At 40.2% G+C, this 20,373-nt stretch carries 22 protein-coding genes; 18 read left to right on the forward strand and 4 right to left on the reverse strand.

Annotated features, from left to right (window positions below; all coding sequences use genetic code 11):
• Positions 1 to 197: 197 nt before the first annotated feature.
• The 6 genes from BK584_RS23250 to BK584_RS23275 all read left to right on the forward strand — a co-directional run bounded on the left by BK584_RS23250 (position 198) and on the right by BK584_RS23275 (position 7,260).
• Positions 198 to 1,082, forward strand: a complete 885-nt coding sequence (locus BK584_RS23250) for a VanW family protein (RefSeq protein WP_078395005.1) — start codon at positions 198 to 200, stop codon at positions 1,080 to 1,082.
• A 177-nt stretch (positions 1,083 to 1,259) separates the two neighbouring features.
• On the forward strand, positions 1,260 to 2,798 hold the full coding sequence (locus BK584_RS23255; RefSeq protein ID WP_078395824.1) for an AbgT family transporter: 1,539 nt from the start codon (positions 1,260 to 1,262) through the stop codon (positions 2,796 to 2,798).
• Positions 2,799 to 2,826: 28 nt separating this feature from the next.
• Positions 2,827 to 4,029, forward strand: a complete 1,203-nt coding sequence (locus BK584_RS23260; RefSeq protein WP_078395007.1) for a M20 metallopeptidase family protein — start codon at positions 2,827 to 2,829, stop codon at positions 4,027 to 4,029.
• A complete protein-coding gene (locus tag BK584_RS23265; protein ID WP_078395009.1) occupies positions 4,022 to 5,317 on the forward strand; it encodes an amidohydrolase in 1,296 nt (431 codons plus the stop codon). The genes BK584_RS23260 and BK584_RS23265 overlap by 8 nt, the downstream gene beginning before the upstream one ends.
• Before the next feature lie 63 nt (positions 5,318 to 5,380).
• Positions 5,381 to 6,673, forward strand: coding sequence for a helix-turn-helix domain-containing protein (locus BK584_RS23270; RefSeq protein WP_078395011.1), 1,293 nt, complete (start codon positions 5,381 to 5,383; stop codon positions 6,671 to 6,673).
• A 38-nt stretch (positions 6,674 to 6,711) separates the two neighbouring features.
• A complete protein-coding gene (locus tag BK584_RS23275; protein ID WP_078395013.1) occupies positions 6,712 to 7,260 on the forward strand; it encodes a GNAT family N-acetyltransferase in 549 nt (182 codons plus the stop codon).
• 39 nt (positions 7,261 to 7,299) lie between these two features.
• Here the strand turns inward: BK584_RS23275 and BK584_RS23280 are convergent, their stop codons facing one another.
• Positions 7,300 to 8,292 carry an LLM class flavin-dependent oxidoreductase gene (locus BK584_RS23280; protein WP_078395015.1) on the reverse strand — a complete coding sequence of 331 codons (993 nt, stop codon included), beginning with the start codon at positions 8,290 to 8,292 and terminating at the stop codon, positions 7,300 to 7,302.
• Positions 8,293 to 8,512: 220 nt separating this feature from the next.
• Between BK584_RS23280 and sigY the strand changes: the two genes are divergently transcribed.
• The 6 genes from sigY to BK584_RS23310 are packed head-to-tail and all read left to right on the forward strand — an operon-like array spanning position 8,513 to position 11,385.
• Positions 8,513 to 9,034 (forward strand): RNA polymerase sigma factor SigY, encoded by a 522-nt coding sequence (sigY, locus tag BK584_RS23285; RefSeq protein WP_078395017.1) that lies wholly within the window; start codon positions 8,513 to 8,515, stop codon positions 9,032 to 9,034.
• Positions 9,027 to 9,329 carry a DUF5345 family protein gene (locus BK584_RS23290; protein WP_078395019.1) on the forward strand — a complete coding sequence of 101 codons (303 nt, stop codon included), beginning with the start codon at positions 9,027 to 9,029 and terminating at the stop codon, positions 9,327 to 9,329. Before sigY ends, BK584_RS23290 begins: the two co-directional genes overlap by 8 nt.
• On the forward strand, positions 9,316 to 9,534 hold the full coding sequence (locus tag BK584_RS23295) for a hypothetical protein (RefSeq protein WP_078395022.1): 219 nt from the start codon (positions 9,316 to 9,318) through the stop codon (positions 9,532 to 9,534). Before BK584_RS23290 ends, BK584_RS23295 begins: the two co-directional genes overlap by 14 nt.
• Entirely contained in the window at positions 9,535 to 9,732 is a 198-nt protein-coding gene (locus BK584_RS23300) for a PLD nuclease N-terminal domain-containing protein (protein WP_078395024.1), read from the forward strand. It begins immediately after the preceding gene.
• Positions 9,729 to 10,652 carry an ABC transporter ATP-binding protein gene (locus BK584_RS23305; RefSeq protein ID WP_078395026.1) on the forward strand — a complete coding sequence of 308 codons (924 nt, stop codon included), beginning with the start codon at positions 9,729 to 9,731 and terminating at the stop codon, positions 10,650 to 10,652. The genes BK584_RS23300 and BK584_RS23305 overlap by 4 nt, the downstream gene beginning before the upstream one ends.
• Entirely contained in the window at positions 10,612 to 11,385 is a 774-nt protein-coding gene (locus BK584_RS23310) for an ABC transporter permease (protein WP_078395028.1), read from the forward strand. Before BK584_RS23305 ends, BK584_RS23310 begins: the two co-directional genes overlap by 41 nt.
• Positions 11,386 to 11,412: 27 nt before the next feature.
• Here the strand turns inward: BK584_RS23310 and BK584_RS23315 are convergent, their stop codons facing one another.
• Complete coding sequence (locus tag BK584_RS23315; RefSeq protein ID WP_078395030.1) at positions 11,413 to 13,035, reverse strand: PAS domain-containing sensor histidine kinase; 1,623 nt, start codon at positions 13,033 to 13,035, stop codon at positions 11,413 to 11,415.
• Between the two features lie 495 nt (positions 13,036 to 13,530).
• Between BK584_RS23315 and BK584_RS24865 the strand changes: the two genes are divergently transcribed.
• The 6 genes from BK584_RS24865 to BK584_RS23345 all read left to right on the forward strand — a co-directional run bounded on the left by BK584_RS24865 (position 13,531) and on the right by BK584_RS23345 (position 18,399).
• Positions 13,531 to 13,701, forward strand: coding sequence for a hypothetical protein (locus tag BK584_RS24865; protein WP_169871495.1), 171 nt, complete (start codon positions 13,531 to 13,533; stop codon positions 13,699 to 13,701).
• Between the two features lie 76 nt (positions 13,702 to 13,777).
• Entirely contained in the window at positions 13,778 to 14,497 is a 720-nt protein-coding gene (locus BK584_RS23325; RefSeq protein ID WP_078395034.1) for a nucleotidyltransferase domain-containing protein, read from the forward strand.
• A gap of 169 nt (positions 14,498 to 14,666) precedes the next feature.
• Positions 14,667 to 15,674 (forward strand): sulfate ABC transporter substrate-binding protein, encoded by a 1,008-nt coding sequence (locus BK584_RS23330; protein WP_078395036.1) that lies wholly within the window; start codon positions 14,667 to 14,669, stop codon positions 15,672 to 15,674.
• Between the two features lie 15 nt (positions 15,675 to 15,689).
• A complete protein-coding gene (gene cysT, locus BK584_RS23335) occupies positions 15,690 to 16,517 on the forward strand; it encodes a sulfate ABC transporter permease subunit CysT (RefSeq protein ID WP_078395038.1) in 828 nt (275 codons plus the stop codon).
• Complete coding sequence (cysW, locus tag BK584_RS23340; protein WP_245808960.1) at positions 16,517 to 17,335, forward strand: sulfate ABC transporter permease subunit CysW; 819 nt, start codon at positions 16,517 to 16,519, stop codon at positions 17,333 to 17,335. Before cysT ends, cysW begins: the two co-directional genes overlap by 1 nt.
• Complete coding sequence (locus BK584_RS23345; protein ID WP_078395042.1) at positions 17,332 to 18,399, forward strand: sulfate/molybdate ABC transporter ATP-binding protein; 1,068 nt, start codon at positions 17,332 to 17,334, stop codon at positions 18,397 to 18,399. Before cysW ends, BK584_RS23345 begins: the two co-directional genes overlap by 4 nt.
• Positions 18,400 to 18,581: 182 nt before the next feature.
• Here BK584_RS23345 and BK584_RS23350 read toward each other — a convergent pair whose 3' ends face one another.
• Both BK584_RS23350 and BK584_RS23355 read right to left on the reverse strand, forming a co-directional pair.
• Complete coding sequence (locus tag BK584_RS23350; protein ID WP_078395044.1) at positions 18,582 to 19,379, reverse strand: ABC transporter ATP-binding protein; 798 nt, start codon at positions 19,377 to 19,379, stop codon at positions 18,582 to 18,584.
• Positions 19,363 to 20,370 (reverse strand): ABC transporter permease, encoded by a 1,008-nt coding sequence (locus BK584_RS23355; protein ID WP_078395826.1) that lies wholly within the window; start codon positions 20,368 to 20,370, stop codon positions 19,363 to 19,365. Before BK584_RS23355 ends, BK584_RS23350 begins: the two co-directional genes overlap by 17 nt.
• Between the last annotated feature and the right edge of the window lie 3 nt (positions 20,371 to 20,373).

The following is a 20,373-nucleotide window of genomic DNA, read 5'->3' on the forward strand; positions in this document are numbered from 1 at the left end:
TTTCAAGAAAATGATTCTCCTTTCAATTTTTCTATTGTGCGTTTTCTTGCTTTTCGTCAAATCAGACGTGTAGAGACTTTAGGAGCTATGACCGAGTGCTCATCATAATATGGTGAACGTAAGGTTTTAGTACTAAGGTAGTTTGTTGTTGTCGTGGCTCAAGTCTATGAATCTAGAAAAAGATATGGGGTGTGTCGATGAAACAGTTATTGACATTTATAGCTTTTATTTCGATTATTGGTTTGTCTGCTTGTGGTCAAGTAGAGGCGCAGGTGGGGAGCTTTAATTCTACAAAGAATCTGGGCCAAAAAGAAAAACAAATTCCAGATTTATCAATCGCGGTATATGATGGGGATGAGCAAATTGATTTGCTCCCTGTAGAGTCGATAAATGAAGAATACTTAAAAGAGTGGGCTGGCGAATTAGCTAGGGGAGAAAATGGGTACGATCAAGCAATGCGTCCCGCTAAATGGAGAAATGGTGAGCTAATCGGTGGAAAAGACCAAGTCATTCTTTATGAAGCTGAATTAATAGAAAAAATCCTACAACTACCTGTATGGGAACGGAATGTTGTTCTTCCAGTGGAAAGGCAAGAGATTGCTGCAAAAGTAAGTGATATTGGAAATATGAATGACAAGGTTATCGGAAAAGGAAAAACAAGATTTGATAAAAGTGTTGGAGGGAGAATGGAGAACATTCGCCTCTCTACTGAAAGTATTGATTATGTTGTCCTTGGTAGTGGAGATACGTTTACGTTTAACGGAGTGACTGGAGAGCGAACGCTCGAAAATGGATATAAAGAAGCAACTGTTATTATGGACGGTGATTTTGTCGATGGTGTTGGTGGAGGGATTTGTCAAACGTCAACAACACTCTATAATGCAGTACTAGATGCAGGGTTAACTGTTATTGAACGACATCCTCATTCTTTACCTATTTCTTATGTAGAGGAAGGGTTGGATGCGATGGTTAATTGGGGCACAGCTGATCTACGTTTCCGCAACGATTTTGATTACCCTGTCGTTATAAGGGGGGGCATTAATCAAGAAGTTGGTGAAGTTTGGTTTGAGGTTCGCTCATAAAAAAATAATTTATCTGCTTTGTCCGCTGTCTGGGCAAGGTTTTTTTGTTGTGATGTTAGATTTTCTTACGCGAAATTCTGATTTTTATAAAGACAATAGATTAAAATAATGCTATATTCTCTTTTAAGGAATAATTAAGGAATAATTAAAGACATGTCCGAAAATGAGGTGAATGAGATGAGTGAAGTAAAAAGCAACAAAAAATTAGGCGCAAGAGTGCTAGATTCTGTGGAATACATAGGGAATAAATTACCGCATCCGTTTATGCTATTTCTGTACTTAGCAATTGCGGTTACACTTATATCAGCCATTGTAGATTTTATAGGCGTTTCCTTTACCCATCCGGGTACAGGGGAAGAAACTGCGGTACAAAGTCTTTTATCGACAGAGGGCTTAATGTACATGTTGGAATCAATGATTTCAAATTTTATTGGATTTACCCCTCTTGGTCTAGTTTTAACAATGATGCTAGGCATTGGGCTTGCCCAGCAAGTTGGCTTAGTTGAGACATTTATTAAGAGTACGATATTGAAGGCACCAGCAAAACTAGTGACTCTTGCGGTAGTTGGTACAGGAATTATTGGTAATATTGCTTCAGATGCAGCCTTTGTTCTTGTCCCTCCTCTTGGGGCTATGGTGTTTTACGCTCTTGGGCGTCATCCAATTGCTGGCATGGCAGCAGGTTTCGCCGGGGTTGGTGCGGGGTTTACTGCCAACTTTATCATAGCAGGGACAGATGTTCTTTTATCAGGTATATCTACTGAAGTAGTTCGGACAATTGATCCAGAAATGTCTGTACTCGTTACGGACAACTGGTTCTTTATGAGCGCTTCAGTTGTAATGTTGCTACTTATTTGTACTTTTGTGACAGAGCGAATCATTGAACCACGTCTTGGTAAATATAACCCTAAGTATGGGGCGAAAGAGTTTGTGAGCCAAGAGATGGAAACGGTTGGACCAAAAGAAAGTAAAGCTCTAATAATATCTATAATTGTTGGACTTGTTTATATCGGAATTGTTTGTCTGTTTATCGTTCCAGGAAATGGAATATTAAGAGGGGAGAATGGAGAAGTAATTCCATCCCCGTTTTTAAATAATATTGTACCGCTGCTTTTATTCTTATTTCTATCCGTATCGATTGCATACGGAGTTGCCGTCGGTGTTATTAAATCAACGAGGGACATACCTGAAATGATGGCAGAAGCAATTAAAAGTATGGCCGGTTACATTGTGTTAATCTTTGCTGCTGCCCAGTTTATAGCTTATTTTGATTGGAGTAATATTGGTGTATGGATTGCAGTAAGTGGGGCAGAGTTTTTAGAGAGTGTCAATATGACAGGTGTTGGCGTCCTTGTTGGCTTTATTTTATTGACTACTTTATTAAATTTATTTATCTTCAGTGGCTCTGCCCAGTGGGCATTAATGGCTCCGATTTTTATTCCGATGTTTATGCTACTTGATTATCATCCAGCTCTTGTGCAGTTAGCATACCGGATTGGGGACTCATCAACAGGTGTCATTACACCGATGAATCCATACGTTCCAATGGTGCTGGCATTTATGAAGAAATATGATTCACGCGCAGGGTTTGGAACATTATTTTCGGTAATGCTACCATATACACTTATTATTTTAGCGTTTTGGATTATTTTATTTATCGTGTGGACGGGCTTTGAATTGCCAATTGGACCAGGTGTAACAGACTATAAAGGGTAGTAAGGCAATAAAAGGGAGAGATTAACACATGTTTGAACAAGAAGCGAACAAGGTACAAGCACGCATGGTTGAGTGGCGTCGCCATTTGCATAAAAATCCAGAACTGAGTCATGAAGAAGAACACACCCGCACGTTTATTTGCGCGACTTTAGAAAAATTGGGAATTTTATATGAAACGATGGAAACAAGTTATGGAGTCATTGGTGTAATCAGTGGAGAAAAGCCAGGGAAAACAGTTGCCTTAAGAGCTGATATTGATGCCTTACCAATTAAAGAAGTAAATAACGTCTCCTATCGCTCGCAAAAAGAGAGAGTGATGCATGCATGTGGGCATGACGCACATACAGCGATGTTGCTCGGTACTGGAGCGGCTTTACAAGAACGCAAAGAAGAGATTGAAGGAACCATCTTACTTTTATTTCAACCAGCGGAAGAGGATGCACCAATAGGTGGGGCACAAGCGATGATGGAAGATCAAACGTTTTTAAAGTGGAAACCAGACGTGATTTTTGGTCAGCACGTTTGGCCTGATTTGCCAGTAGGACAAATTGGGGTTCGTCCTGGAGCTATGATGGGAAATTCGGATCGTATTACAATTACAGTAAAAGGATCTGGTGGACATGCAAGCATGCCACATCAAACGGTCGATGCGGTGGTTGTGGCAAATCAAATTATCTCTGGATTGCAAACGATTGTGAGCCGCAATATTGATCCATTAAATTCGGCTGTTATTACAATTGGGAAAATAACAGGTGGGGATCGGTATAACATTGTAGCGAGTGAAGTGACGTTGGAAGGGACAGTTCGCACACTTTCACCAGAAGTGCGCTCACAAGTAGAGACAAACATTAAACGCCTTGTTATGCAAGTAGCAGATGGTATGGGAGCTAGTGCTGACATTAACTATCAAAGAGGGTATGCTGCGACTATTAACACACAATCATGGGCGAGTGTGGTAAAGGAGCAAGCGGAAATACTTTTTGGTCCTAATGCTACGCCAAGTGTCAGTCCAAGTCTTGCTGGTGAGGATTTTGGTCGTTTCTTATTGCACTATCCAGGGGCTTATTTTTGGCTTGGAACGGCGATTGCCGAACGAGATGTACAGCGTCCACTTCACGATCCTGCTTTTGATATTGATGAGAAAGCAATGGAATATGGAATGAATTTAATGGCTACAATCGCTGTTGAGTCGTTGCAAAAGCTAAATAAGGGAGCGAAGGTAAATGGCTAATTGGATTGATGAATGGATTAAAAAGAAAGAAAGTAAGATCCAAACATGGCGTCGTCATCTCCATCAGAGAGCAGAAGTTGGATTTTGTGAATATGAAACAACGCATTACATCGTCGAACAATTAAATGGGCTTGGGTTCACACTCTATACAGGCGAAAATGTAATGGATAAAGAGGCACGGTTTGGGGTGCCGAGTGAACAAACGCTTGCTACGCACGAAGAACGAGCGCTTACAAATGGTGTACCAAAAGAATTTCTTGAAGAAATCAAAGGTGGATTTACGGGTGTTATTGCCGTACTAGATACGGGAAGACAGGGCAAACATGCAGCAATGCGTTTTGATATTGATGCCTTGCCAATTGAAGAGGCTGAAGAAGAAACCCATCTCCCTGCAAAACTTGGCTTTCGTTCCACTCATGCTGGAATGATGCACGCATGTGGCCATGATGGACACACTGCAATTGGAATTGCTATTGCTCATTTCATAAGTGAACATTGCAATCAGTTGAACGGTCGTTTTACCCTCATATTTCAACCAGCAGAAGAAGGAAGCCGCGGAGCAAACGCGATTGTTCAAAAAGGCTGGTTAGATAACGTTGATGTTTTTTGGAGTGGCCATCTAGGTATTAAACCGTTGCCAGTCGGGACACTGGTCTCTGGCGCTACAGACATTTTGGCGACAACAAAAATCGATGTAGAATTAAGTGGACAAACGGCTCATGCAGGAATGAGTCCACATGAAGGGAAAAATACACTTGTTGCTGCTTCTTCATTAGTACTCGGTCTGCATGCGATTGCTCCTCATGGAGATGGAACAACACGGATTAATGTTGGTTATATGGAGTCAGGTAGTGGACGAAATATTATACCTGGTCATGCGTTCCTTCAGTTAGAGACGCGTGGGTCTTCAACGCGTGAAAATCAATACATGAAACAAGAGGCGTTTAGAAGGATTGAGGGTGCTGCGCAAATGCATGGAGTATCAGCACAGATTGATATTGTCGGTGAAGGACTAGCTGCAAATACTGATCATATGTGGCTTACGGCGATTCCTGAAGCGGTCAAAGAAAGCGATTATGTGTCCGCAGTGCAAGACAACTTATCTCTCGGCGGATCTGAAGATGTTACATATATGATGCAACATGTACAAAAAGCAGGAGGAAAAGCAGCATACATGATTTACGGTACACCACTTGCGGCAGGACATCACCACCGTTTGTTTGATTTTGATGAAGCAGCGTTACCTGTTGCAGTCAGTGCATTGGCGCATTTAGTTGATACATTGTAAAATAAAAAGAAACGATCCCAGAGGAAGTGGAGCGTTTCTTTTATGTATAGGTAGGTGAATGAAATGAATATCCGTCTAGGTGTTGTAGGACCTGAAGATTCTGTTTCGCAAATCGTCGAGATTGCAAGTGGGTACCAAAATTTCACTGTTATCCCGATCACATATACACACGTAACGGAGGCACCTGCACTTGTTCAAGCACAAATTGGGATGGTCGATCAATGGTTGTTTTCTGGACAAGCTCCTTATTCAATCTGTATAGAAGCTAACGTCGTTTCTGAAAAAGCAGCTTGGTTTCCGCCTTTGCAAGGCTCGAGTTTGTTAGGTACCTTTCTTGAAGCATTGTATCAATCGGAGGAGAAAGTGTTATCTGTAAGTTTGGATACGATCTCGCCTGAGTATACAAATTGGTTGATTTCAGAGTTTTCGTTGAAATACTTAACAATTGATACATTCTTTTATCCTGGTCATGTTGCCCATGATACGCTTGTTCACTATCATAAAGAAGCCTACGATTCTGGAAAATCAACTCTCGCATTTACGTGTATTCGAGGTGTTTATAAGGCGTTAATCGAATTAGGCGTACCTTGCTATCGAGTAAGGCCAGCTGAACCTGTTATTCGGGAGACGCTTGCCAGAATACAAGACCATGCAAATTATTTATTTTACAAAAAAGCCCAAATAGCAGTAGTTGGAGCTGAGGTGCCTTTTTCATTAAGTGAAAGAAAAGAAATTACGTATTCATACAAATTAAAGCATCAGGAACTTATTGTGCGAAAACGTTTGCTCGAATACGCTGAATCGTTGCAAGGCTCTTTTCTTGAGGTTGGAAATGGTCATTTTGAGATTTATACGACTCGAGGAGAGATTGAAGAACAAGGATGGCCTTATGAGATTATCGAAGATATCAGACAAAGTGCGAAACTTCAATTATTCATTGGAATAGGCTATGGTCGAACAGCAATTGCAGCCGAACGCCATGTACAGATGGCACTGGATTATAGCAAGCAGTCAGGGAATCCTACAATCGTTTTAGTTGATGAGGAGAAGCGAGTAATGGAAGCGGGTCGAGGTGAAGACCCACTTCACTATGCGCAAATGCAGCTTAGTGATGCAGCAACGAAGACAGCGATTAGTCCAGCAGCCATTGCGCGTATCATTGCAAAAGCAAAACAGCAAAATCGAGAGCATTTTTCGTCGTCGGAATTGGCACAATGGCTTCAAAGTACAGAACGAAACGCGCGTCGTATTCTCCAAGAATTGGAACGTGGAGGTGTCATCGAGCAATCGGGTGAAGAACAATCTGGTAAGAGAGGTAGACCGAAGCGAGTGTATCGTTTTATTACTCAAAACTAATCGTTGCTTAGGAAAAAAGAAGTGGGGAGGGTTTAATCGTGCTCATTAGTCAACAAAAAATCGAAATTCGAGTCCTTCGTAAACGTGATAAGCATATTCTAGCAAGATGGTTAACGGATCCAACTATTCTTAAGTATTACGATGGAAGAGATAACCCTTCTTCCTTAGAACGAGTGCGTACGAGGTTTTATAAAAAAGAAGATCGTGTCACGCGTTGCATTGTCGAGTATGAGCATGTGCCGATTGGCTATATGCAATTTTATCCGATTAATGATGAAGAGCGAGTACGATATGGATATGCGAATTCAATCAATGTATATGGGATGGATCAATTTATTGGTGAAAATAGCTATTGGAATAAAGGAATTGGAACAACACTTGTGAAAATGATGGTGGCCTATTTAACTGATGAAGTGAAAGCAGATAAAGTTGTCATGGATCCTCAAATTCAAAATAAACGAGCACTTGCTTGTTATGCGAAATGTGGGTTTCAAGAAGTGAAACACTTGCCTCTACACGAGCTACATGAAGGGGAAAGGCGCGATTGTTTGTTAATGGAATATGTTAAAGAAGACGAAAAAAAGTGAAGCAAAAAAAGCATGTGCTCCTGCACATGCTTTCTTCTATTAGATCAATTCTTTTGCGAGTAACCTGTAGCTATCTAATCGTGTTTCATAGGAATGTTGGTTGCTATTAATCATTACTTCATCAAACTGATATTCTTGTTGTTCTTGTTCGAGTTGCCGCGCGACTTCTGTTGCCGTACCGACAAGGTGGAGCTTGCGATTTTTCTCAATAATGGCTTGATCCATTTCACTAAGTGGAAAATCTTTCGCTTCCTCTGGTGTCATCGTTTGTCGAATTTGTCCTTTAACAAGGAAGAGGCGGGATAAATCAATTGGTCGCGCATAGAATTCCGCTTCTTCTTTTGTTTTTGCGACTGTGGCGGCATAAGTGACATTAATGACGGGTGTCTCCATAAAATAGGAAGGTTCAAAATACGTCCGATATGCATCAAAAATGTCTTTGGACATGTCACCATTAAAAAATTGAGCAAATGAATAGCCAACCCCGAGACGTCCTGCTTGACGCGCGCTATTCCCACTTGAACCAAGGAGCCATGCTTCTGGCAAAGCAATTTGGTGAGGAGAAGCCATCACTTGATTGTACAAGGGATCATTCGTTTTTTGATCGTTTATTAATTGTAAACTTGTAGCAAATTTATCATATAAGTCATTAGGCGTATATGGTCTTCCTTCAGCTAAGGCTTGAATCGAATGGTGGTCTCCACCAGGTGCACGCCCCACACCGTAATCTATACGACCAGGAGCAAGGGCGCTAAGTGTTTTAAACACTTCAGCAAGCTTTAATGGTGAGTAATGCATCATCATCACGCCGCCAGTGCCAATCCGAATTCGTTTTGTTTTTGCGGCCAGGTGTGCAGCGGTAATTTCAGGAGCGGAGCTGGCAAATGATGGTCCGCTATGGTGTTCGGCCATCCACATGCGTTGAAAGCCTAGTTCGTCACCGAGTAAAGCTAGTTTCTCTGCAAATTGCAAAGCTTCAGAAGATGTATGGCCTTTAGAAATAGGGGCTTGGTCAAGTATACTAAGTTTCATTAAGTGTTCAGTCCTTTCCTGTCTTTCATGTTAAGCAATATAACACAGTATTAGGTTAGATATACATTGATCTGCTTCACCAAGTGGCAATGGTAAATAGGGACTTTTTGTTGAGTTCAGTTGTCTGAAACTGCAGGATAGCCTAAAATAAATTGGAAAAAATTACATATGAACGATTTAACTTCCTAAAACGTATAACAATTGAAAGCGAGGTGAAGCCGTGGATAGAGAAGACGCTAAGTTAATTAAACAAGCACAAAAAGGTGATGAACAGGCCATTACCGCGTTACTTAGTAAACATTATCAATTCATCTATTTATATTTCTTGAAAGTAACGATGCACCCTGCGCTTGCAGAAGATCTTACACAAGAAACAATGACGAAAGCGATCATCAGCATCCGTTCTTATAAAGTAAAGAAAGCGGCGTTTTCAACATGGTTAATTCGAATTGGAACAAATTGTTGGCTTGATGGCAAACGAAAAGAAAAACGTGAAAAGGCGTTTCAGCATGAGCAGCAACTGCGGTGGTCGTTAAGACATGAAGAGGATACAGATTGGATTGAAGTAAAAGAAGCGCTAGCCAAGTTAAAGGATATTCAACGAATCCCTGTTTTACTAAAGCATTATTACGGCTATTCGTACGATGAAATGGCGTTAATTTGTGATGTGCCTGTTGGAACAGTGAAGTCTCGTGTAAATGCGGGCATGAATCAATTAAGGAAGGAGCTGAACCATGACTGATCAAACAGAAAAGAGACTGAAAGAAGGATTGGCAATAATGGACCGTAGTGAAATGGAGAAGCCGTCAGAAACGGAGTTGCTTCAACTTGTTCGGGAAACACGTCGGAAGCAACGGAAAGAATCTGTCGCCTTTATTTTTGTAGCACTATTGTTGGCAAGCATAGCGATTCTTGGTTTTGCGACCACTCCTTTTCTCTTGATTGTTGTTTACGGAATCCTAACAGTAGTAACAGCCATTGTTTTTTTAATGCTATTGCGGATAAAAAAGGGGGATCGTCAGAATGGAAGAGCTTAACTCCATTCCTTTATGGGTGTTAATGGTTTTAGCCGTCTTATTAATTGCTCAAAGCTTATTTTTATTTTTTCATAGCCGTAACAATGATCAATGGAAATGGTTCTGGGGGATATGGGGTTGTATGCAAGTTCCTACGCCAATCATTGCCTATTTTCTTTGGACGAAATGGCTTCAACCTAAATTGCGAAATTGGGAGGGACGTTAAATGGACTATATGGAAATAATTAAGTTACTCGCACCACTTATTTTAGTTCAGTTTATTTTAATTATCGTTGCGTTCATTGATTTGTTTAGAAGGCAACATACAAAAGGACCAAAGTGGGTTTGGGGACTTATTATTGTGGGTTTTAATTTATTTGGACCGATTGTTTATTTCCTATTTGGAAGAGGGTCATCGCAATGAAACTAGATGTAAAAGGTTTATCAAAAGACAAGCGGGTCAACAATCTTTCATTTACGCTCCAACCAGGAAGAATGACTGCGCTTATTGGCGAGAATGGAGCTGGTAAAACAACGCTTCTCCATATGTTAGCAGGACTATTGCGATCGAGTGCTGGACAAATCATTCCTTCTGAAACACAGACCGATTTTCGGAAATCAATTGGTTTTTTACCGCAATATCCAGCCTTTCATAACTGGATGACAGCAAATGAGTATTTGGTTTATGCAGGAAAGTTAAGTGGTGTTGAAAAGCGTGTTGTGAACAAAAAAGCAAAGCAATTACTTAATCGGGTTGGATTAGCTGATGCGTGTAACAAGCAGATAAGTACATTTTCTGGTGGGATGAAACAACGCCTTGGAATTGCACAAGCTTTAATTGGAGACCCGCAATTGCTATTGATGGATGAACCAGTTTCAGCACTTGATCCAAAAGGTAGAGCGGAAGTGATGGCTTTATTAAAAGAATTAAAAGGAAACTGCACAGTCATGTATTCAACTCACGTACTTCATGATGCGGAACAAATCTGTGATGATGTACTCATGCTTCATCAAGGAAAATTAATTAAGTCAACTTCGCTTTCTGATTTACTCTCCTTTACAAAAAGCAATAGTTTAACCGTTAAAGCTTCAGAGGACATAACTGATTTTGCTAATCGTCTAAAAGAAAAACAACCATCTTGGCTCCTAGAAATAAGGGGGCATGAGTTTACAGTGCAAGATAAAGATGACAACGATATTCGGCGTTTACTTTTAAAAGAATTAAGTCAAGCAGATGTACCTTTCAAGCAAATTGCAGTTGATAGCAAGACGCTAGAAACTGTATTTCAGGAGGTTGTTGCCGATGCAAATGTTCCCCGTGCTCTTAAAAAAAGAATGGCTTGAGGCATGCAGAAGTTATCGTATATTATGGATGCCAGCGTTTTTTATCTTACTTGGTGCGATGCAGCCTCTCACAATGTACTATTTGGAAGACTTGTTAATGGTGTTAGGGGGCTTACCGGAGGGGGCTCAGCTCGCTTTTCCGGAAATGTCTGCCGTAGACATTTATAGCGACACGATCGGTCAATTTTCACAGGTGGGTATACTTGCGGTGGTACTCGGCTATATGGGTATGTTTACGAACGAACGAAAAACAGGAGAAGCAATGCTCGTGCTTGCAAAACCAGTCTCTTACTTTGCTTATTGGTTTTCAAAGTGGACGATGGCTGCAATAGTAGTACTATTTAGTTATGTGATGGGTCTTGTTGCAGCCCTATTTTATATTCAATTGTTATATGGTAGAATCCCGTTTACTGCAATCATTTCATCAGCGCTAGCTTATGGATTATGGCTCCTTGTCATTGTATCGCTTACGCTAGGGATTGGTACGTTTTTAAACAACCAAGCACTAACAGCTATTAGTAGCGTCATGATTGCTTTTGTATTAACGGTTACACCCATATTGCTAGGTGAAGGAGCGAGGTTCACTCCAGGAGGTTTATTGCAACTGTTTGAGCATCTTGCTTCAGGAAATCTCATTGAAAGTTATGCCTCTGCCTATGTTAGTGTCGCCCTTATTTTTCTTTGTGTTATTGGTGGAGGGTTCTTTATCAAAAAGACAGATTGGACAACATAAGAAAATCCTGCGGCAATTGCTGCAGGATTATTCTTCATATAAAGGAATCGAGATAAAAACGGTTGTCCCAACATCAAGTTTACTATCATAGTGAATTTTTCCTAGGTGCGCTTCAACAATTTTGTGACTTATTGTTAGACCAAGCCCTGTACCTTTTTCTTTGCGCGAATAAAAGGGTTCACCTAGCTTCTCAATCCGATCGCTACTAATACCACATCCATTATCTTGGACAGTAATACATACGTAATCGTCTATTGGTTTTGAATCTACTTCTATAATTGTAGCGCCTGCTTCAGTTGCATTTTTAATGATATTAATAAATAGTTGTTTTAATTGGTTTGCATCGCCTCTTACGAAAAGATCTTCATCCGTATTTAGTCGGATTGATGAGCCGTGTAAATGGGCTTCAGAGTTAAGAAGACGAACAATGTCTTTTAAGACTGATCGAACGTTCGTTCGAGAAAAGGCGATCTCTTGTGGTCGAGACAAGACTAGGAGTTCGCTTGCGATCATATTGATTCGTTCCAATTCGTCAAGCATAATGCGATGCAATGGGTTTTCTTTTTCACTCTCTGTCTGAAATAGTTGCACAAACCCGTGTAGTGACGTAAGTGGGTTCCGGATTTCGTGCGCAATGCCAGCAGCGAGTTCACCAATAACCGCTAATTTTTCAGTAGTACGTAACTTTTCTTCGGTTTCAATCATCTTCGTAATATTATTTGCGTAGCCCGTAATACCAACGATTTCATCCTCAATTATGATTGGTACAGACGCACAATTGACTATTACTTTTTTACCCGTACGATGATTCACGTGAACTTCATTGCATTGGTGCGCTCGTCTTTCGTTTATTACACGTGAGAATTTCTTATGTAGTCTAAGATGATCTTCTTCACGAATAAATGAAATGAAAGGCTTACCAATCGCATCATTTCGTTTATAACCAGTGACGTATTCAAATTGATCATTTAGATCAACGATTGTTCCATTTAAATCAATCATATAAACAAGCTCGGGATTATGTTCAAACAATGCTTTGTAACGAAGCTCACTTTCAGCTAACTTTTTTTCAGCCTTAATTCGTTCAGTTATATCTCGACCAATGACGACGAGTCCTTTTCTCTCCCCATTTTCGCGGAATAGTGGTGTTTTAATGGTGTCAAATATTTTTTCTTCCCCATTAGGAAGCGTAAAGACTTCTTCAGCTCGTGTCATTTCTCCGTTTTGCCATGTTTCTTCATCGGTCTTTTCACAGTATAGAAGGGCATCTCGATAAAACTTGCTATACTCTGCCAGCTCGGAATCTTTTTTTCCTTCGTAAGCAACCCCCTCTAGTTGGTATAGCTTTAAGCCAAACTCATTTGCTTGAATCCAACGTCCTTCGCCATCTTTAAAGTTGACGAAATCAACCATGGAATTGATTAGAGTGCCGACTTTTTCTTTTTCCTCTCGTAGCGTCTGAATTTTTTCTGATTTTCTCATAAGAAAATAGATGAATATACCTGTTGCTGCAACAAAAATAATGCCTTTTACTTTTTGAAACAAGGTATAAAGTTCTGGTTCCCATGAAGACAGGCCAATGTCTGTTCCTACAATCCAGAATACGCTAATACCTACATAAAGGAGTAACACTTTCTTTTTAGATTTCATCTGAAGTTCCGCCTTTGTGATCAATCAATCAATTAGATGTGCCGTTTTTAGATTAACTGCTATACAACAGAATGACAACTATGAAATAAAAAGTCAGTCAATTTAGCTAACGGCATGAGCGTTTTCGTGGCGCCTCTGGTGCTCGATTTACTGTTTTTATAAAAGTGGGAATTTGGCTAAAAAGGTCAAATAAACAAGAATATAATCTGATGGAAAATAGGCATAAAGTTGGGCTGTTACAATCGAATAAAAAGAAAACGTACACAGTGTTAGCTTCACTTAAAATGGAGCGTGAAAAAGATATTTATAACCAGCTTTATCATCCATAAGGGTACTTATAATCGATCACATTTGTTTTCAGGTTGAAGAGACTATGTGTGATTTGTTTTTATACATCAGGTTTTACGCATTTATTTGAATAGAGGGTTGACTTATTATTAAGAGATGCAAGGCATAGCAGCTTCCCTTTTTTTTAACATCGATAACAGTTATGTTGTGAATCCTGCAGAACCCAATGCTGCAGTTGGTTATTCTGATACATTGTTGGATAATAAATTTACTAAAAGGGGGTTTACATTAGCAGAGCTGATTCATTTAGAATCAAGGTGCGGGAGTATTGACTTTACAAGCTACCAAGACATTGTGGTTGAGAAAAAAGCCGAATAGGCTATGTTATACTACTGAAAAAACACTTAAGATTAGAACAAATGCTGCTTTTAAGTGTGTGTGGAGATGGTGATTTTTGACAAAGTTAGAACCTGTAGAAGTAGCAAGGAGTTTTGTGGAGTTGAACTATCCGAACTGTGAGGCTGCTTTGCTTGCAGGGAGTACAATCAGAGGTGAAGCGACAACTACTTCTGATTTGGATATTGTAGTATTTGATCAAACGTATAAGACGTCTTTTAGAGAGTCGCTCATAATGAATAATTGGCCGATTGAAGTATTTTTGCATACACTTGAATCATTTCGTGATTTTTTTAGAGCGGATATTGAAAGAGGCCGTCCATCTTTACCAAGAATGGTCGCAGAAGGGGTTGTGTTAAAAGATACGGGAGTGATTGAATCAATTAAAGTAGAAGCAACTATTTTACTTAATGAGGGGCCAAAAGCATGGACAAAAGCTGAAATCGATCAAAAGCGTTACGTAATTACGGATCTAGCTGAAGACTTTATTGGGAGTGAGGACAGAGCGGAAGCGATCTTTATTGTGGGTGAGTTGGCTATGCATGTAAGCGAATTCATCTTGCGAACAAACAAAGAATGGATTGGTCATTCGAAATGGTCTATACGTGCTTTGCGAGCACATAATCACCAGCTTGCAGAATTATTTATTGAAGCATTTGATTCCTATTATCGGACAAGTTCAAAAGAAAAAGTTGACCGATTAGTAACTCAAATTCTTAAACCTTACGGGGGAAAGTTGTTTCATGGATACCGCCTTGGGAGGAAGGAACCGAAATAATCTACATTTTAAGATAACTTTTAAAAACATGTTGACACATCGGAATTATGGGAATAATATATAAACAAATCCGACAGGTAAAGAAAGTGTAGTTCTTGTCGGAGAATCTTAACTCATTAATGCCGACTAAATACATAAGAATACAAGATAAAAGGAGGGGATTAGTAAGATGAAAAAAATGGCTTATCCACTAGTTGCATTGATTTTTCTTACAGCATGTAATTCAGAAGTCGCTGGAGGCAACGAAGGGGATGTGGAACTATTAAATGTCTCTTATGACCCAACTAGAGAGCTTTATGCAGAGGTTGATAAAGCATTTGTGGAGTATTGGCAAGGGGAAACAGGCCAATCAGTAACGATTAATGCCTCTCATGGAGGCTCTGGAAGTCAAGCACGCTCTGTTCTTGACGGTTTAGAAGCTGATGTTGTCACGTTAGCACTAGCCTATGATATTGATATCTTGCAAGAACGTGAATTGCTTGATGCAGATTGGCAATCCCAATTTGAACAGAATTCTTCTCCTTATACATCAACGATTAATTTTTTAGTACGCGAAGGCAACCCGAAAAACATTCAAGACTGGGATGACTTAATCCGTGAAGATATTGAAGTCGTAACACCAAACCCTAAAACGTCAGGCGGGGCTCGTTGGAATTACTTAGCAGCTTGGGGATTCGCTGAAGATCTTTATGGTTCTGAAGAGGCTGCGGAAGATTTTGTCGGGAAACTCTATCAAAATGTATCTGCATTAGATTCAGGGGCAAGAGGATCAACAACAACATTTGTCGAACGCGGTATTGGAGATGTTTTGTTAGCTTGGGAAAACGAAGCCATTCTAGCAGCTAACGAACTTGGCGAATCGGAATTCGATATTGTTACTCCATCCAAATCAATCTTAACGGAACCACCTGTTGCAATTGTAGATGCTGTTGTTGATCGTAAAGGCACGAGAGACGTAGCAGAGGCATACCTCGAATTTCTATATACAGATGAAGGCCAAAAACTGATTGCAGAAAATTACTATCGTCCGAGAGATGAAGCAATCTTAGAAGAACATCGTGACTATTTCCCGGAAGTAGAATTGTTTACGATTGATGAAAAGTTCGGTAGCTGGCAGGAAGCACAGGAAAAGCACTTTGCAGATGGCGGTATTTTTGATGCAATCTATCAGCCTTAGATTTAGGAGTTTTTTATGAAACGTATACTTCCGGGATTTGGACTCAGTTTAGGTTTTACGATGTTATATATGAGCTTTATCGTCTTCGTTCCTCTTGCAGCGTTGCTTTTATTTACTGTTTATAATGGGTGGGATACGTTTTGGAATGCGGTAAATGATCCGAGGGTATTTGCCGCATTCCGGTTGAGTTTTACATCCTCACTAATTGCAGCACTCATTAATGGTGTGTTTGGTTTACTTATTGCGTGGGTTCTCGTACGTTATTCTTTTCCTGGGAAAAGGTTAATGGACGGTATGATTGACTTGCCTTTTGCATTGCCAACAGCTGTTGCTGGTATCGCTTTAACAAGCCTTTATACAGAAAGTGGATGGATTGGGTCGCTGTTAGCCCCTCTAGGAATTAAAGTTGCTTTTTCACCACTTGGGGTGACGATCGCATTAACGTTTATTGGTCTTCCGTTTGTTGTACGCATGGTCGAGCCCGTTTTAAAAGCATTGGATAAAGAGACCGAAGAAGCATCAGCTTTGTTAGGAGCGACATCGTTTCAAACGTTTAAGACCGTCATTTTTCCGGTGCTTATTCCTGCTCTTTTAGCTGGGATGACACTGGCTTTTGCTAGAGCGCTTGGTGAATATGGTTCAGTTGTGTTCATTGCTGGGAATATGCCAATGAAAACGGAGATTGTACCACTGTTAATTATGACAAAGCTGGAGCAGTTTGATTATGGTGGGGCAACAGCAATTGCTGTTGTGATGCTAACCATTTCATTCTTGCTGTTGCTAGCGGTAAATGGTCTACAATGGTTAATTGCAAGGAAGTTAGGGCAAAGGAGGGCGTCGTAATGCTTAGACAAAAAACATGGATTAGTTATGTACTTATTACGATCGCCTTCTTGTTTCTAACTGCTTTCTTGTTTCTGCCTCTTATTGTTATTTTTACAGGTGCATTTGCGCAAGGTATAGATGTCTTCTGGGCAGCAATCACTGAACCTGCCGCACGATCAGCAATCCAATTGACGTTAATCGTAGTAGCAATTACTGTTCCACTCCACACTTTGTTTGGACTTTCTGCGGCATGGGTCCTAACGAAATTCCAGTTTAAGGGGCGTCAACTTCTCATTACATTAATTGAAATCCCTTTTGCGGTTTCTCCAGTAATTGCAGGGCTTCTTTTTATCTTATTATATGGTGTACATGGTTTTTTTGGCGAATGGCTGCAAGCAAATGGGTTTCAGGTTATTTTTGCTTTACCAGGAATTGTACTTGCTACAATGTTTGTTACTTTACCATTTATTGTTCGTGAATTGATTCCTTTGATGGAGGCGCAAGGTTCAGAAGCAGAAGAAGCTTCTGTTACCCTTGGTGCAAGTGGGTGGAGTACATTCCTCCGTGTAACACTTCCTTCAATTAAATGGGGATTATTATACGGAGTAATCTTATGTAGTGCTCGAGCGATTGGTGAGTTTGGAGCTGTTTCAGTTGTTTCTGGGAGAATTCGTGGTATGACAAATACAATGCCTTTGCATGTAGAAATTCTTTATAACGAGTATCAGTTTGCGGCTTCCTTTGCCGTGGCAGCATTAATGTCGTTATTTGCACTCGTTACGATCGGAGTGAAGCAATGGGTTGAGTCGAGGCAGAGAGGAGGAAGCAATCAATGACAATTGAGATCAAAGGTATTCATAAAACGTTTGGTTCAACAGCGGTCTTAAAAGATGTTGATTTAATGGTTGAGCAAGGTGAGTTGCTTGCCTTACTTGGTCCGTCCGGTTCTGGAAAAACGACGTTACTACGTATGATTGCTGGTCTTGAAACAGCTAATACCGGGCAAATCATGATCAAGGACCGAGACGTTACAAATGTATCGCCACGTGAACGAAAAGTAGGTTTTGTTTTTCAACATTACGCATTGTTTGCTCATATGACGGTAGAAGCAAATATTGCTTATGGATTAAATGTCCAGAAGCGAAGTTTGCGTCCAACGAAAGAGAAAATAAAGGAAACCGTTGATGAGCTAATTAAGCTTGTTAAACTTGATGGACTTCAGACTCGTTATCCCTCTGAACTTTCAGGAGGCCAGAGACAACGTGTTGCATTGGCACGTGCGTTAGCCATTAAACCAGATGTATTATTACTTGATGAGCCTTTTGGTGCTCTTGATGCTCAAGTACGAAAAGAATTGCGCCGATGGTTACGCACGCTTCATAAACAAACCGGTATTACAACAGTATTTGTTACCCATGATCAAGAAGAAGCATTAGATGTTGCTGATAAAATTGTTGTCATGCGAGATGGTGAAGTTGAACAAGTCGGTACGCCCATTCATGTATACGATGAACCAGAGACACCGTTTGTTTATCAATTTCTTGGTAATGCGAATCGTTTTACTGGGGTCACTCACGCAGGCAAATTACAAGTAGGTGAAGCGAATTGGGAACTATCTTCTACGATAGAAGAACAAGAGGTGGTCGGATTCGCGCGTCCTCATGAAATTGCTTTATCAAAAACCTATCGAGATGGCGCAGACTTAAAAGTCACGATCCAGTCGGTTCACCCAGTCGGGCCAATTGTTTTTATCGAAGCAATTCGTGAAGGTGCAGAAGAGCCGATAGAAATTCAATTGCCAAAAAAAGTGTTTAAAGAGTTAAATTTACAAGAACATGAGGAAGCTTATATAAGACCGGAGAAACTTGGGGTATTTCAAGTAGGAGAATATGTGATTTAAGAAAAAGAGGTTGTTAGTACAGACGACAGACAAGACCATAGATAAAAAATCTCTGCGATAGTATCTCAGAGATTTTTTTGAGTTGATAGAAGTTCATCCTTTAATTGACTTACTATTTAATTTTACTTACTAGAGAGAGGATAAAGGATAAGCATCATCTATTCCACATCAGTAAGTGTTTTTTACGTTAAAACAGCGCGGTCGTTTGCGAATGCATCACCACGAATTTTTTGGAATTCTTGAAGCAATTTCACAACAGTCAATCGTTGTTTCTCCTCATAGGATGCTTCAAAGATAATTTGTCCTTTGTCCATCATAATTAGGCGATTTCCAAGATCGAGTGCTTGTTGCATATTATGAGTAACCATTAATGTAGTTAAGTTTGTATGTTCCACGATATCTTTCGTTTTACTTGTAATTAAAGCAGCTCGAGATGGATCCAGTGCTGCCGTATGTTCATCAAGAAGTAAGAGGGATGGATTTGTAAATGTCGCCATTAATAGAGATAATGCCTGTCTTTCACCACCAGAGAGAAAGCCGACTTTCGCAGAGAGGCGATCTTCAAGTCCAAGTCCGAGTGAGGCTAGTTGCTCTTTAAAAAAAGATCGTCTGCTTTTCGTTACACCCATCTTGAAATAGGAACGCTTTCTAGCACGGCTAAAAGCGATTGCCATATTTTCTTCGATCGTCATTGTTGGCGCGGTACCTGCTTGAGGATCTTGGAAAACGCGACCAATCAGTTTTGATCGTCCGTGTTCTGCAAGAGCTGTGACGTTTTTACCATCAATTTCGATTGTTCCTGTGTCGGGTGGGAGGTGCCCAGCAATTAAATTCATTAATGTTGATTTTCCGGCACCGTTGCTACCAATAATCGTAACAAAATCTCCATGCTCTAAATGCAAGTTCACTTGATCCAAAGCCGTTTTTTCATCAACTGAACCTTCATTAAACATTTTATGAATATTATTTAGACGAAGCAATCTGGTCGCCTCCTTTTGTACTACTTTGCAACTCTTTCATTCGTTTTGCTTTACGCCGTCGATCTTTTTGCCGATCAATAATCGATGGTACTACAAGAGCAATAATAACGATAACGGCAGTAATCAAACGTAAGTCGCCAGCTTGAAGAAAATCAACACGAAGTGCAGAGGCGACAATTATGCGATAAATAATAGCTCCAAGAATAACTGCAAATGTAATTTTCATAAGAGAACCTTTACCAAAAATGGATTCTCCGATAATAACAGATGCAAGACCAATAATAATCATCCCAATGCCCATGCTCACATCTGCGAAATTAGTGTATTGGGTGACCGTAGCGCCAGCAAGTGCTACAAATGCATTAGACATGCCAAGACCGATAATCTTAAGCCGGTCCGTATTGGCAGAAAAGCTTTGAATCATTTTAGGATTATCCCCTGTTGCCCGTAAGGCCAGACCAGATTCGGTTTTAAGAAAGAAATCAATAATTAGCTTTACGGCTAAAACTAGGACAAGCATAAATAATACGATTCCCCAAGTGGAAGGAGTAAAGCTAGAAAGCCCGATAGATGAAAGAAAATTGTTAAAGGCATTGTCGATAGGCAAGCTTTGCCACCACGTTCCAAATAACGAAACGAGTGTTTCATCATTGCGAAGCGAGATATTTGAGCTTCCCATGATTCGTAAATTGATTGAATATAAAGCGATCATCATTAAAATACCGGATAAAAGTGGATTGATCTTTCCTTTTGTATGAAGTGTTCCCGTAATACAACCAGCTAGAAACCCTGCTAAAAGTGCGCAAAACGTTGCTAAAAGTGGCGGGTAGCCACTAGAAATCATAATTGCAGCTACGGCTCCACCAGTTACAAAACTACCATCAACAGTGAGGTCAGGAAAATCGAGCACACGAAACGATAAATAGACACCAAGTGCCATGATTCCATAAATTAAGCCTAGTTCAACCGCTCCAAAAGTGGAGAGAAAAATTGG

The sequence above is a fragment of the Shouchella patagoniensis genome, assembly GCF_002019705.1.
GTDB classification, from domain to species: Bacteria; Bacillota; Bacilli; order Bacillales; family Bacillaceae_D; genus Shouchella; species Shouchella patagoniensis.